This window comes from Fructobacillus sp. ChS1-6f1-1-27, from assembly GCF_059579415.1.
The window spans coordinates 25,887-39,639 of sequence record NZ_JCAOER010000010.1 but is presented as its reverse complement, the minus strand read 5'-3'; the positions used below and the strand labels follow the sequence as shown (position 1 = coordinate 39,639).

Genomic DNA, 13,753 nt, shown 5'->3' with positions numbered 1-13,753 from the left:
GTTAATTGCCTGTAGTTTAGTTTCTATCGAAATTTTAGTCATAAAAATACCCCGAAAGTACTTTAACTTTCGGGGTATACGTCAAGAGAGTTAGGCCTTTTTATTTGGCACCATTCTAATGTGAAAGAAATAATTAAAATTAAATAGAAATGTTTGAAATAAAGTAGTATAGTTAGGGCAACGTTAAAACGCTAATGAAATTGTGCAAATTTTATTGCACGCTTTTGGAAGGATAAAAGAGTGGCAGATTTCAAAATTAATTACAAGAATAATCATTTATGGCAGGGACTGTTGTCCGCTGGAGTTGTTTTGACTTTGGGGATGGCGACTAATGCTAATTATCAAGCAAAGGCTGATAATACTACGACGACGTCGACTGGGACGACAACTGGTGACGCTGCTGTCGATACGAGTGCTTTAGCTAGTACCGTCATGCCTGATACAACTTTATTGAATGCTTTTGCAAGTGCTGCGGGTGTTAGTGCTGACCAATTAACGATTGGGCAATTGGAACAGGTTACAAAAGTTAAAATTACTTCGGGTAGTATCAGCAGTTTGACAGGGATAGAATACGCAACTGACTTGGAAAGTTTTACAGTTATTGGGAACCAAAAAACTCCAACGAGTGATGAGAAAGATAATATTAGCCAGTACGATGGTAATTCAGGTCTTTCTTATAGTTATGATACTGATTCTGGAACAGCTGATATGTCGGCGGCATTGAAGTCGAATAGCTTAAATGAATTTGGTCAATTAAAAAACTTGAAGTTTTTGCAGTTAACGGGGTTGGGCATTACGGACACTTCTTCGTTTAAGAGTATTGCTGAAAGTGATACCAATTTGCAGGCAATTTATTTGAACGATAACAATATTAGTGATATTTCCGTCTTTAATGGTTTAAGTATGCCAAACTTGAAGCTGATGAGTTTCGCCGGTAATGAATTGAGTGATATTTCAGTTATCAAAAATTTGTCGGTACCGCAACTGGCAACCCTGGACGCCAGTTATAATAACATTAGTGATATTTCGGCTATTTCGGAATCAACGATGACCAATGTTAAATATATTGTGGTTGACCATAACAATATTAGTGATATCTCACCAATTACTAGTTCCACAATGACTAATCTGGAATATATTTCTGCTAACTATAATGATATTGCTAACATCGATGCTTTTAAGGATTCGACTTTTACAAAGTTAAAGTACATTGCTGTCGCTTATAATAAAATTTCTAATATTAATATTATGAAAGGCCTTTCTAGCCGTTATCCAGACTTGCATACTTTTAAAGTTAGTGGCAACCAAATTTCGGATATTAGCTTCATGAATGGTTTTGATCTTACCATGGATACGTCTGCTCAAGATCAAACTTATTCAAACACAGTTAAGTTAGTCAAACCGTTGACAACTGAATTGTCAAAATTTAATTTAATTCTTCCAATTGTTAGCTCAGACTGGGAATCAAAGAATGACGGTTCTGGATACTATACTGGCACGGCAGACCCAGAGGCAAAAACGTTAAGTATTGCTAATCTTTCATCAAACATTGACAGTATTAATCTGTTTAATGGAACAACGACAGCGCTGGCTAATTTTTCAGATTACACTAACGGTGTTGAATCGTTGGCGATTAAGGCGTCCTCAGAAATTTTACCATCTGCTGTAACCTATTCTTGGCAAGGTGCTCAGGGCGAGTATCAAGGAAATGGGACCATCAACATTGACTGGGTTGATCCCGTAGCTCCTGTGATTACGGCTTCTGACCAATCAATCAAAGTCGGCTCTTCATTTGATGCCAGTTCAAATGTTTCGGCATACGACCAGCAAAATGATGGCAGTGCTCAGACCAATTTGACTTCTAAGCTTAAGGTTGAAAAGGATAACGTTGATACTAAGAAGGCCGGTACTTACCAAGTTGAGTACTCAGTTGAAAATAGTCTTGGGTTGACGACCACTAAAACCATTAATATCACTGTTACAGCTGATTCAACTAATAATGGTGGCTCATCGAATAACGGTGGTGGCAGTTCCAATAATGGAAACTCGACCAATGGTGGAAATTCATCAAATAATGGTGGTTCAACCAACGGTGGTAGCTCGTCTAACAACGACAGTGGTTCAGAAAGTAATTCCACGAACACTAATGACAATGGATCGTCATCAACACCTGGTACAACCAGTGGTTCTACTTCAACCAGTATCACCCCTAGTGCAGAAAATACGGCTACCCAAGCGGCGGCCGACAATACACCAGGATTGGTTATGCCACATACTGGTAAAGAAGCAAATAGTAAGTTCCGTTTGTATGGAGCCACAGTGATGGTATTAGCCGCTGCTGTAGCAGCCCTTGGCCTTACTTTTAAAAACAAAAAGCGATAACTTGTATTGCTTTTTCACATTAAAAGGGACAGCAAAAAAATATTTTTGCTGTCCTTTTTGTGTTGCTTTGATTTTGGCTAATCCCTATTTTATTTGGTACAGGCACCAGACCATTTCCGGGTCGAATTCTTGGACGATAATAAGCTGATTACTGGGCTGGAAGCTTTGTTTGCTGAAAATCGCATATTGGTACTGGCCGGATTCAAAGGCTGCTTGGGCCAGGGGCTTGGAAGCGACATAATCAACGGTTAAAGAGTCACTAATATCAGGTGGTAGTGTCTTTAGTAACTCGGCAGTAGCGGGGTGTAAGATGGCCCTATGGTTTTCTTGGGCCTGGTTTTGGGTTAATAGCATTGGCAGGGTTTTAGCATGGAAGGTTTTAGCAATCGTTAGCTGGTTGACGTAGCGGTAATGGTTGCTAGTCCAAGAAGAGCCGTTGCCCGACCGGTAGGCGGTTGGTACCAGAAAGTAATCACCAGTGTAACGGTTTAAGTGCTGGTAGACCTCTTCAAAGTTCGGGTGCAAGCTGATGTTATAGCCTGAATAATTGGGGTCATCGTCTTCTAATTGAAGCGCTGCCCGGTAGCTGTCAGTTGATGCTGGGCCTAAAGTGTGGATAGTTGGCATGGTGCCTCCTAGGCTAATTCGTGGGTATATTTTAAAATCTCATCAGTGATGGCTTGGGGCTTCTTTTGGCCAACGGCGATGGTTTGCTGTGCGAGTCTGGCATAGGTGCTCTGCCGTTGGTGCTTTAATTCGAGTAAGCCCGCTAGGCCCAATTTTTGAAACAAAGGACGGTTTTGGATGTTGTCGTTGGCTAAGTGACCCTGGATAGCAGTATCGGAAGCATCTAAGAAGACAATCATGCTGCCTGACTGCTTTAATAAGGCCTGGTTTGCAGCCTGGATTGGGGTACCGCCACCGGTTGCCAGGATGCCAGGTTCTTTGAGGGCGTCTGCTAGGACTTTTGTTTCCAGGTTACGAAAAGCTGTTTCACCAAATTTTTGGAAGTATTGCGGGATAGTCGTACCGGCTGCTTCTTCCACCAGCTGGTCAAGGTCAAAAAAGTTGAGTTTGCTTTGTTTGGCTAATGCCTGACCAACGGTGGTCTTACCTGAGCCCATGAAGCCGATTAGGATAATATTCATTGACGGTCCTCCAAGGCTAACCGGGACTGGTTTGCCTGTTCTAATTGCTGTTTTAAGTCGGCCGCATCGCCTGCTTGAATAGCTTGTTCAAGTTGGTTGAGTTGGGCCTTGAATTGTTGGATTTGTTCCAAAACTTGACCTTTTTCACTGAGAAAAATCGAGGTCCACATGGTGGAATCGGCCTTGGCAATCCGGGTTGAATCCAATAGGCCGCCAGAGGGGATACCGGGGTCGACTGTCATTGCTTGAACTTCTGGCAAAATCGTATTAACCAGGGCAAAGGCTGCTAAGTGGGGCAGGTGAGAAGTCGCTGAGACTAGTTGGTCATGTTGGTTAGCCGTTAAGGCGGTGAATGACAACTGGGCCCCGGCTAATAGCCCTTGGTAAAAGTTAATCTGCTGGTCGGTGGCCGACCCGTTGACCAAAAAGAAGGTGTGTTTTTTTAGCAGTGCAATTTGGCTATTTTGACTGCCAGTTAGGTGCGACCCGGCCATTGGATGGCCCCCTAAAAAGGCGGTGCCTTTTTGCATCAACGGCTGAGCGGCGGACAAAATTTTAACCTTACTGCTGCCAACATCGGTAACTAAGACGTTTTTCTTTAAGGTCAAGGTGCTTAATTTTTCCAAACTTTGGCAAATACTTTGTACTGGTGTTGCCAAAATGATTAAATCGGCCTGCTGGGCGCCTAAGTCAAAGTCAACGGCAGTTGCCACAAAGCCCTGGTCGACCATCAACTGTAGGTTTGCTTGGTTCTGGTCGTGGGCGGTGATGGTAACGGCTGGGTTGGTCGTTTTAATGATCTTGGCCATGGTCGCACCAATTAAGCCAAGACCGTTGATAAAGACAGTGGTCATAGGAATTACCTTCTTAGTTGCTGTAAGTCAGAGAGAAAAGTCGGGTAGGAAATCTGGATGCTGTCAAGGTCTTTGATCGTTGTTTGTTCAGCAACTAAGAGCGAAGCAATCGATAGGGTCATGGCAATCCGGTGGTCTTGGTAGGAATCTAAGCTGGAATTAACCATTTGCCAGTTTTGGCTACCAGTGATGATAAGTCCATCTTCGAGTTCTTGGATTTGAATACCAAACTTAGAAAACTCTTGGTAAATAGCTTTAAGGCGGTCTGATTCCTTAAAACGGAGGTCTTTGGCCCCGGTAATCGTCGAGGTCCCGTTGGCCCGGGCTGCTAATAGGGCAATCAGAGGAACTTCGTCGACTAGGCTGGGGATGTCTTTTGCCCCTAGAGTAATTGGTTGGAGGTCGCTGGTTTCAATGGTGATATCAGCGACTGGTTCTGGCCCGTTGCCCTGTTTAATAATGGTTAACTTAGCCCCCATCTTTTTTAAGACAGTTAAAATTCCGGTTCGGGTGGGGTTAATGCCAACGTTTTGAATGGTGACCTTGGAATTAGGCACAATCGCACCGGCCACCAAGAAGAAGGCGGCTGAGGAAATGTCACTTGGCACGGTAATCTTTTGCCCAGTTAGAAAATGACCTGGGTAAACGGTGATGGTCTGGCCATCAGTCTGAATGCTCTCGGGACTAAAAGCCTTTAACATTCGTTCGGTATGGTCCCGAGAAGGAATGCTTTCTGTAATCGTTGAGGGCTGGTCGGCTTGCAAGGCGGCTAGGATTAAGGCACTTTTGACTTGGGCACTGGCCACTGGCATTTGGTAATCAATTGCTTGAAGGGGCTGACCGGTAATGGTCATTGGTAGGTGGTTGTCAGTGGCTACAAATTGAGCGCCCATTTGACTTAAGGGGTCAATAATCCGTTTCATTGGTCGCTTTGATAGCGATGGGTCACCGACAATCTGAGAATCAAAGACTTGGCCAGCTAAAAGCCCACTGATTAACCGGGTCGATGTGCCGGAATTACCCATATCTAAGTCTTTTTTTGCTGCCTTTAAGCCGGTGAGACCCTGGCCAATGACGGTTACGGCGTCACCTTGAATTTGAATATCAACGCTAAGGTCGCGAAAAACGCCAATAGTTGAGAGGCAGTCGGCTGACTGAAGAAAGTTTTTAATCGTGGTGGTGCCAGTACTGATGGCACCAAAGATAATCGCGCGGTGAGAAATGCTTTTATCTCCGGGGACGGTGATGGTTCCTTGTAATCCTGCTGCCATAGTGGGGTGCTCCTTAAAAGTTTTGTAATTCAGTCCGGTAGTCTTGGACTTGCTTTTTTAAACGGGTGATATTGCTGCCGTCAAAAGTGTCGGTAATGGCCTTGGCAAGTTCGATTGCTACGACGGCTTCAATCACGATTGAGGCGGGGACAATCGCAGTCGTGTCAGACCGTTCGACCGTTGCCTTTTTGACTTCTTTACTATTGATATCAGCACTTTGGAGGGGCTGGTAGAGGGTCGGGATTGGTTTCATTGCCGCTTTAACAATAACGGGCATCCCGTTGGTCATCCCGCCTTCAAAGCCCCCCAGGTGGTCTGAGTTACGGGAAAAGCCCTGACCATCCTGCCAGTCAATCTCATCCATGACTTGGCTGCCGGGGTGGTCAGCATTTTCAAAGCCGTCACCAATTTCAACACCCTTCATGGCATTGACGCCCATCACGGCTGCAGCCACTTTGGCATCTAACTTAGTGTCCCAGCTGACATATGATCCAAGGCCGGCGGGCATGTTTTCAGCCACCACTCGGATGACGCCACCAACGGTGTCACCATCTTTTTTAGCTTGGTCAATTAACTGGTGGATGGGATCGACTTGCCCTTGGTCGGTAATTCGTAGGTCATTGGCCTTTATTTTTTCAGCCAAGTCCGCAACTGAGGTCGACTGGTCACCAGCGGCGGAAATTCCACCAATGGCCTCAACGTAACCGATGATTTGAATGTCTAAGGCTTCTAAGACCTGCTTGCAAATGTTCCCAACGGCAACTCGCATCGCCGTTTCCCGGGCTGAAGACCGTTCCAAGACATTACGCATGTCGCGGTGGCCGTACTTCATGCCGCCAACCAAGTCAGCGTGGCCTGGACGGGGACGGCTGACTTGGCGGAGCGTGTTTTCTGGTGTGGCGGGACTAGTTGGGTCCATGATTTTCGACCATTGTTTGTGGTCGCGGTTTTTGACGGTTAAGGCAATTGGCGAGCCAAGGGTGACACCGTGGCGGACCCCACCAGTGATAATGACCTGGTCGTGTTCAATCTTTTGCCGGTTGCCCCGACCGTAGCCGCCTTGGCGGGCAGCGAGAGCAGCATTGATTTCGTCAATATCTAGGTGCAAACCGGCGGGGATGCCGGTTAAGATTCCTGAAAGTTCGGGGCCGTGTGATTCACCGGCAGTAAGGTAAGTAAGCATAATTTTTCTCGTTTCTATTTGTTATTTCGTTATTTTAATGAGGCTTGGTACTTGCGGGAATTATCCATAACGGTCTGAATAATTGCTTGGTTATAGGGAACTAAGTCTTTGTTTTGAGTGGCTAAAGCGATTTGGTCTAAGACCTGCTGTTCCCGGTTCAGGTCTTTAATGGCGATTTGCCCGTCTTGTTTGAAGCGGTGGACGTCATCGACGGCGGCAAACCGTTCTTCCAATAATTTAACTAGTCGGCGGTCAATCTGGTTGATGGACTGCCGGGCATCGTCTAAGGAGTTGTTTTCATTTGGCAAAGTTAACGCCATGATGACGGCGACACCAAGACCGACGAGGGCGACTAAGATATCGCCGGCCATGATGTTAGCGCCAGATACCTTAATGATTAGTCCGGTCAGAATTGGGATTGAAAAAGAAGCTAGCGACCCAAAGATAAAGAAGATACCGGTTAGGAGGCCTTTTTGCTTCGGGTAAAGACTGAGCAGGGTGCTTAAGGCAATTTGCATCAGGCCCCCGGCAGCGCTAAAGCCAAAGAGAAAGGCTGCGACCATTGAAAGGGATGAGTTTTGGCTATAGGTAATGGTGGTGATTGCTACTAAGGACAATAGGTTCAGGCTGAAGAAGAGCCCTTTTTTGATGGTAAAGCGGTTCAATAGGATTACCACAATCATGACGCCGGTGATTGAGCCGATGCTGTAAAGCGAGAGCAGGAAGTGGGCAACGGTCGTTGTAAAACCGATTTTTTCAGCAAAAATGCTGACCCATTGGGTAAACCAAATCATGACCGCCATCGAAGTGAAACCGTAAGTTAGCAAGCCGGTTGTGAGGCTAGTTTTCTTGCCAGTTGAGAGCTGGAGTGGCCGGACTTGTCCTGGGCCTTTTAGTTCTTGCTTGCTTGATTGGACTGGCAAATTAACCACGTTGGCAATGTTTAAAATTAAGATGAGAGCCGGTACATAGAAAGAAAGTCCAAACCAAATCTGGTGGTTGGTCAAAAATAACACGATAATTGGCAAAATAAACTCACCAACGGAAATGAAAGCCTTTAGTAACACACTATTAGCTGCTCCTTTCTGACTAGTTTCGGCTAAAAGAGGGTAGGTTGCGGAGTCTAGGGCAGAATTGGCGATTCCGGCCACAATCGAAAGACCGTAAGCTAGTCCGACTGAAGTGTTTAACGGAGTCAGTACGAAGAAAATTAAGTAGGTGGTCATCCCAATCATTAAAGTGGTCTTGCGGCCAAAGTGGTCGGAAATAAAGCCCATCAGCAGGTAGGCGACTAGGCGGCCAATCCCAATTCCGGAAAGGACAAAGGAGGCAACGGTCAAAGTGCTGCCCCAGTTGCTAGCTAGTTTTACTAAGTTTTGGGTAAGAATAATCATGCCAAATCCATGAACCAGGTAGTTTAGGAAAAGGCTGGTTTTTAATCGGATGGTTTGTAAGTGCATGTTAATCTCCTTTGAGGATGTTTGTTATTTGTCGAAGGTCAGCCACGGTTAATTGGCCCGGAGCGGACTGTTGGTTTTTTGATAGGCTGGCAAAGGTGACGGCTGAACCGCTAAGGTCCGTTGCAACCCGGGTGAGTTGACCGAGGCCACCCATTGCCATTGTGATGAGTGGCTGGCTGAGTTGCTTTGCCTGATTTTGGCTGACGGTCATCAACCGTAGAGCGTCAGCCTTGTTTTTTGGCATAACGGCCACTTTAGCGATATCAACGCCAGCTTTTGCCATTGTTTGCAGGTGCTTTGCTAAGTGTTCTTGAGATGGCGTTTCTTGGAAATTGTGGTAACTGCCAATGACAGCCTTGTGCTTTTGGTGGGCGGTGTCAATCATTGTTTTAAAAATGGCGGGTCCCCGGTTGATTTCGATATCAATCAGGTCGATTGGTGTCTGACAGAGACTTGTTAGAATTGCCTGGTATTCGCTCAAGCTGACCTTCATTTGCCCACCTTCATCTTGAGTCCTTAGTGTGCCGATAATTGGTGTTTCTGGTAAGGTTTGATTGATGGCCTGAACGACGGTTTGTAAGGTCTTTGTTTGTGGATGCTTCTTGAGACCGTCAATCCGCCACTCGATTAAGTCTGGTTCAGCCTTCTGAACGTCTGGTAACTGGTCTAATATTTCTTGGATAGTTTGCCCTGTGACTGGAACAGCAATTTTTGCCGGGCCCTGGCCAATTAGGGTGCCTTTAACTAAGAGTGGAATTGTCATTGCTGGCCATCCTTTGCTTCGATTGCTTGCAGGACATCTGCTACGGGCATTGCTTGGTTCGTCCATAACTTAAAGGCTGCTGCCCCTTGTTCGACCATCATGCCTAGGCCGTTATAAACATGTTGGACACCGGCCTGACGGGCCACTGCCATTAACTTGGTTTCCCGTGGGGCGTAAACGGTGTCATAAACCACAAGGTCTGGCTTTAACCAAGCTGGGTCTTCAACTAGGCTTTGGCCCTCTAAGGGTTTCATACCAACACCAGTGGCATCACAGTAGATGTCGGCCCAAGCAAGTGCGTCTTTAAAATCTTCTTGGTTGGTCAAATCATGGAAGCTGGCCCGGCACTTGGTTTGGTCATTGATAGTTTTGACAATTTCTTGACCAGTTTTGCTATGGCCATCGGGTCGGTTAAAAATTCTGATTTCAGCTAAGCCATCTAAGGCCGATTGGGTGGCAATTGGGATGCCGGCACCACCGGTTCCAACTAAGACCATCTTCTTATCTGTAAGGTTGTGACCTTTTTTCTTCAAATCATTCACAAAACCAATCCCGTCGGTGGTGTAGCCTGTTAAAACGCCGTGGTCGTTGACGACGGTGTTGACGGCCTGGTTTAATTTGGCCGACAAGTCGAGTTTGTCGAGGTGGGGGATGATGGCCTGCTTGTTTGGCATGGAGATGTTGGCACCGCGCATTTCCAGGGTGCGGATGCTTTCGACTGCTTGACCAAGGCTTTCTGCTGGAACATCGAAGGCCAGGTAGACGAAGTTTAAACCTAATTTTTCAAAGGCGGTGTTGTGCATGGTTGGCGACATGGAGTGGCGGATGGGGTAGGCCATCAAGCCAATTAAGTACGTGTGTCCATCGATTCGAGTCATTGTTTCTTCCTTTCTGACAAATAAAAAAGCCGGCTAGGGAAAACCCTAGTCGGCAGTTGTTATCAGTGAGAAAGAAACTCAGGATGATAAAAATCAGTTACCGGCTAGGATTATCACACCTAGTCGGCCAACACAAAGATGACTTTATTACCTAGATGCGAACGCTTTGGCACGTCCGCATCTTAAAAATTTGGACGTGCTATCTAAAGTAATAAAAGCCGTAATAACGATTCATCATGTTGTTAGTTGATTGTTTCATTATCGGAATCCCTTTCCGTTAAGTTGCTTTAATTAAAACACAGGAAAATTGACTTTGCAAGTAAAAATTAAAATAATTTAATCATATTCAAATTTTAATTGTTTTATCCAATGGTTATTTATATAGTTTGATTAGAAAAACAACCGAATCCCAAAGTACATCACCACAAAACCGATGAAAGGGGAGAGAAACTTGTTGATTTTTTTAGGGTCGAACTGCTTGATGACGATTGGGGTCAAAACTGACCCGATAATGCCACCAAGCATGAGGAATAGCCCAGCAGTCCAGCTAATCGGGCTACCAGAAATTAAGTGGGTGGCTAGGCCAACGACCGCCAAGACCCAAAGAATATAAGTGGTTGTCCCGGTTGCCCGTACGGCTGGGAGACCGATAATCGAGAGGCCGGCAACTGTAGCAGACCCACCGGATAGACCACCAAAGCCAACCATTAAACCAGACAGGAAGCCAAAGAAGAGGGCGACCCAGTCTTGTTGCTTTTGACTTTCGCCGTGGTCTTTTTTGCGTCGGAAGTACTTAATGACAATAATGAGACCCATGACGGTTAGTAAGGTTCCGACTGAGAGGTTATAAACATTTTGGGGGATGAACTTACCAACAGCGGTTCCGATAATAATCCCAGGGATGGCCGCCAAAATTAGCTTGTTCCCGGTTTTGAGGTCCACGTTTTTCAAGCGGAGTTGGGTAATGAAACCAGAAAAGAGTGCTGGGACAGCAATCAGTAGTGAGGTGGGCACCGCGACAACGGTTGATAAGCCAAGGGTTGAGGTCAAAACGCCTAAGTAAAAGGTGGCGCCACCGCCACCAATTAAGGTCACAAAGCAGCCAATTAAAAAGCCATATAAAATCGTAATCATGGTCATCTTCTTTCTAAAGTAAAGTGAATGTTCTCAATTCACTTTACCAGTCTTTTGGCAAAATAAAAAGGACCAGTGACCTGGTCCCCTGTACTAGTCGAAAAGCCGGCAGTATGAAAAGGTAGTTGTGGTGCGACGCTGAATATTCAGCTCTATATGGAAAAGTGTTATGGATAAGTTATGAATCTGGTGACTTGGAAAGTGTCGCACCACCATTGATTGAACAAATAGAAACAGGAATCAAAGATTGTACTTTAGGGAGTCTGCCTGAATTCCTCTAGTGTTTTTATTATACCATTAATTTTAAACTTTTAAAATAAAATAAAAATAATAGACAAATATATATTAATTTTCCTATTATCTTGGTTATTTGATTTGAATTTGATCAAAAAGACTAAAAATTATTGGTGAGAAACCAACTAATTTTATTTTTTAGGGTCCCGTAACCATGGTTGGTCAGATTCTTCGTTGACCGTCAAAATTCGCTCTAACGTATCTTGGGCGGCTGGGACGAACATTTCTGGACGGGGGTTGACTGGGATAAAGCCAGCGGCCAAGGTTTCGTCACCATCCACGATGATTTCTTGGCTCGGGTCAACGAGCTTGACTTCAAAGCCCATTGAAATCGTTTCTTGGGCATCACCCCAAGAGTTCTTTTCAGTAATATGGGTGGCCATCCCAAGCATCCGGACAACCTCGACATCTAAGCCGGTTTCTTCCTTAAATTCACGGACAACCGCTTGGATTGGCGAATCGCCGTATTCCAGGTAACCACCAGGGAAACCATAACCTTTGTCGGAATCACCGCGTTTTTCTAATAAAATGGCATCGTGGTTGGCATTCCACAAAACACCGAAGGCGGAGTTAAAGATCATCCCTTCGTGACCGACCTTGGCCCGCATCCGGGCAATATAATTTTGTTCCATTGTCTAACTCGCTTTCTTTTAAACTACCCGTATCATAACACCGAAAGACCGTATCGCCTAGGCTGTAGACCGGATTTGACCTATGTTATACTAGTAGTAGAAAAATTCGCTTTAAAGTAGGTTATTTATGACAAATCAAAAAGGGGCTGTTTGGTACGAACACCTCCACACAGAAAAAGATACTGGTGCCCGTCGGGGCCGGTTACACACTCCCCATGGAACCTTTGAAACGCCGATGTTTATGCCGGTTGGAACGCAAGGCGCCGTTAAGGGTGTCAACAACAAGACCTTAAAAGAAATCGGGTCGCAGTTTATCCTGGCTAATACTTACCACCTCTGGGTCCGCCCTGGAGATGAGTTGATTGCTGAAGCTGGTGGCTTGCACAAGTATATGGGCTGGGACCAGGCAATTTTGACTGATTCTGGTGGTTTCCAGGTCTTCTCTTTGTCTGACTCACGAAAGCTAAAAGAAGAAGGGGTCACCTTCCAAAACCACGTCAACGGTGACAAAATGTTCTTATCACCGGAAGTGGCGATGCGAATTCAAAACAATTTGGGTTCGGATGTGATGATGCAGCTGGACGAAGCCATTCCATACTTTGAAACCTATGACTATGTCAAGGAATCGATGCAACGGTCGCTGCGGTGGGCTGACCGAGCTCAGCAGTACCACAAGAAGACTGATACCCAGGCCCTCTTTGGAATTGTACAAGGTGCTGGCTTTAAGGACTTGCGGACAGAGTCGGCCAAGGAATTGGTCAAATTAGACCTGCCGGGCTATGCCGTTGGTGGTCTTTCCGTTGGGGAATCTAAGAAGGAAATGAACCGGGTCTTGGACTTTACCATGCCCCTTTTGCCAGAAGACAAGCCTCGGTACTTGATGGGCGTGGCAGCCCCGGATTCGCTGATTGACAGTGTTATCCGTGGGGTTGATATGTTTGACTGCGTATTGCCAACCCGAGTCGGCCGGAAGGGAACGTTGATGACTTCCAAGGGCCGGGTCGTGATTAAGAACTCACGGTATAAGAACGACTTTTCCCCAATCGACCCCGACTTGGAATATTATTCGAAGAACCCAATCCGGTCAGAGCAGTTTGGCAACTTGGCTCAATATGACCAACCAAATTATAGCCCTTACCAAAACCTGTCGAAGTCTTACCTCCATCATTTGTTCAACGCCAATGAATTACTTGGCGCTCAAATTGCCTCTGAACACAACCTCCGTTACTTGCTCCATCTAATGGAAGAAATGCGGACGGCAATTGAAAATGACGAGTTACTCGCATTCCGCGAACGGGTCTTGGAAGACTACGGCTACAATAAGAAAAATGCCCGCTTGTTTTAAAAAATTTCTTATATTATAATAGCTTAAATTCAAAATTAATTTTAAAGGACGGCACACATGCAAAGCTTTATTCTCCCATTAGTAATTATCATCTTGATGATGTTCTGGTTGACTCGCAGCCAAAAGAAGCAACAACAAAAGCAACAATCAATGCGCTCAAACATGCAAAAGGGTGCTAAGGTTGTGACAATCGGTGGCATGCACGCTGTTGTTGACTCAATCAACGAAGAAGCCAAGACGGTTGATTTGGATGCTGAAGGGGTTATCTTGACCTTTGATTTGACAGCTATCCGTTCTGTCCAAGCTGAAGAAGCGCCAGCAGCCCCTGCTAAAGAAGAAAATACTTCAGTTGAAACCAAGGATGATGCTGAAGCAAAAGAAGAAGCAACTGACGAACAAAAAGACTAAT

At 45.5% G+C, this 13,753-nt stretch carries 13 protein-coding genes; 3 read left to right on the top strand and 10 right to left on the bottom strand.

Annotated features, from left to right (window positions below):
- Positions 1-240 precede the first annotated feature (240 nt).
- Positions 241-2,382 carry a leucine-rich repeat domain-containing protein gene (locus AC5162_RS05435; protein ID WP_496534243.1) on the top strand — a complete coding sequence of 714 codons (2,142 nt, stop codon included), beginning with the start codon at positions 241-243 and terminating at the stop codon, positions 2,380-2,382.
- 84 nt (positions 2,383-2,466) lie between these two features.
- Here AC5162_RS05435 and AC5162_RS05430 read toward each other — a convergent pair whose 3' ends face one another.
- The 10 genes from AC5162_RS05430 to AC5162_RS05385 all read right to left on the bottom strand — a co-directional run bounded on the left by AC5162_RS05430 (position 2,467) and on the right by AC5162_RS05385 (position 11,999).
- On the bottom strand, positions 2,467-3,009 hold the full coding sequence (locus AC5162_RS05430; protein WP_496534242.1) for a hypothetical protein: 543 nt from the start codon (positions 3,007-3,009) through the stop codon (positions 2,467-2,469).
- A gap of 8 nt (positions 3,010-3,017) precedes the next feature.
- Entirely contained in the window at positions 3,018-3,530 is a 513-nt protein-coding gene (locus AC5162_RS05425) for a shikimate kinase (RefSeq protein WP_496534241.1), read from the bottom strand.
- Positions 3,527-4,384: a prephenate dehydrogenase gene (locus AC5162_RS05420; protein WP_496534240.1), complete on the bottom strand. Its 858-nt coding sequence runs from the start codon at positions 4,382-4,384 to the stop codon at positions 3,527-3,529. Before AC5162_RS05420 ends, AC5162_RS05425 begins: the two co-directional genes overlap by 4 nt.
- A gap of 5 nt (positions 4,385-4,389) precedes the next feature.
- On the bottom strand, positions 4,390-5,655 hold the full coding sequence (gene aroA, locus AC5162_RS05415; RefSeq protein WP_496534239.1) for a 3-phosphoshikimate 1-carboxyvinyltransferase: 1,266 nt from the start codon (positions 5,653-5,655) through the stop codon (positions 4,390-4,392).
- Between the two features lie 13 nt (positions 5,656-5,668).
- Positions 5,669-6,838, bottom strand: coding sequence for a chorismate synthase (gene aroC / locus AC5162_RS05410; protein WP_496534238.1), 1,170 nt, complete (start codon positions 6,836-6,838; stop codon positions 5,669-5,671).
- 29 nt (positions 6,839-6,867) lie between these two features.
- On the bottom strand, positions 6,868-8,298 hold the full coding sequence (locus AC5162_RS05405; RefSeq protein WP_496534237.1) for an MFS transporter: 1,431 nt from the start codon (positions 8,296-8,298) through the stop codon (positions 6,868-6,870).
- A gap of 1 nt (position 8,299) precedes the next feature.
- Complete coding sequence (aroD, locus tag AC5162_RS05400; RefSeq protein WP_496534236.1) at positions 8,300-9,061, bottom strand: type I 3-dehydroquinate dehydratase; 762 nt, start codon at positions 9,059-9,061, stop codon at positions 8,300-8,302.
- A complete protein-coding gene (gene aroE / locus AC5162_RS05395) occupies positions 9,058-9,939 on the bottom strand; it encodes a shikimate dehydrogenase (RefSeq protein WP_496534235.1) in 882 nt (293 codons plus the stop codon). Before aroE ends, aroD begins: the two co-directional genes overlap by 4 nt.
- A gap of 390 nt (positions 9,940-10,329) precedes the next feature.
- On the bottom strand, positions 10,330-11,073 hold the full coding sequence (locus tag AC5162_RS05390) for a sulfite exporter TauE/SafE family protein (protein ID WP_496534234.1): 744 nt from the start codon (positions 11,071-11,073) through the stop codon (positions 10,330-10,332).
- Positions 11,074-11,498: 425 nt separating this feature from the next.
- The gene (locus AC5162_RS05385; protein WP_496534233.1) at positions 11,499-11,999 is read right to left on the bottom strand and encodes an NUDIX domain-containing protein; all 501 of its coding nucleotides are present in this window, start codon (positions 11,997-11,999) and stop codon (positions 11,499-11,501) included.
- A gap of 127 nt (positions 12,000-12,126) precedes the next feature.
- Here AC5162_RS05385 and tgt point away from each other — a divergent pair, with 127 nt between their 5' ends.
- Positions 12,127-13,344, top strand: a complete 1,218-nt coding sequence (gene tgt, locus AC5162_RS05380) for a tRNA guanosine(34) transglycosylase Tgt (RefSeq protein ID WP_496534232.1) — start codon at positions 12,127-12,129, stop codon at positions 13,342-13,344.
- A gap of 57 nt (positions 13,345-13,401) precedes the next feature.
- The gene (yajC, locus tag AC5162_RS05375) at positions 13,402-13,752 is read left to right on the top strand and encodes a preprotein translocase subunit YajC (RefSeq protein ID WP_496534231.1); all 351 of its coding nucleotides are present in this window, start codon (positions 13,402-13,404) and stop codon (positions 13,750-13,752) included.
- Position 13,753: the final 1 nt, after the last annotated feature.

Coding starts and splice junctions, on each gene's coding strand:
- aroE (WP_496534235.1), bottom strand. CDS start 9,939: ATGACTCGAATCGATGGACACACGTACTTAATTGGCTTGATGGCCTAC.
- AC5162_RS05405 (WP_496534237.1), bottom strand. CDS start 8,298: ATGCACTTACAAACCATCCGATTAAAAACCAGCCTTTTCCTAAACTAC.
- AC5162_RS05430 (WP_496534242.1), bottom strand. CDS start 3,009: ATGCCAACTATCCACACTTTAGGCCCAGCATCAACTGACAGCTACCGG.
- AC5162_RS05385 (WP_496534233.1), bottom strand. CDS start 11,999: ATGGAACAAAATTATATTGCCCGGATGCGGGCCAAGGTCGGTCACGAA.
- tgt (WP_496534232.1), top strand. CDS start 12,127: ATGACAAATCAAAAAGGGGCTGTTTGGTACGAACACCTCCACACAGAA.
- aroA (WP_496534239.1), bottom strand. CDS start 5,655: ATGGCAGCAGGATTACAAGGAACCATCACCGTCCCCGGAGATAAAAGC.
- yajC (WP_496534231.1), top strand. CDS start 13,402: ATGCAAAGCTTTATTCTCCCATTAGTAATTATCATCTTGATGATGTTC.
- AC5162_RS05420 (WP_496534240.1), bottom strand. CDS start 4,384: ATGACCACTGTCTTTATCAACGGTCTTGGCTTAATTGGTGCGACCATG.
- aroC (WP_496534238.1), bottom strand. CDS start 6,838: ATGCTTACTTACCTTACTGCCGGTGAATCACACGGCCCCGAACTTTCA.
- aroD (WP_496534236.1), bottom strand. CDS start 9,061: ATGACAATTCCACTCTTAGTTAAAGGCACCCTAATTGGCCAGGGCCCG.
- AC5162_RS05390 (WP_496534234.1), bottom strand. CDS start 11,073: ATGATTACGATTTTATATGGCTTTTTAATTGGCTGCTTTGTGACCTTA.
- AC5162_RS05425 (WP_496534241.1), bottom strand. CDS start 3,530: ATGAATATTATCCTAATCGGCTTCATGGGCTCAGGTAAGACCACCGTT.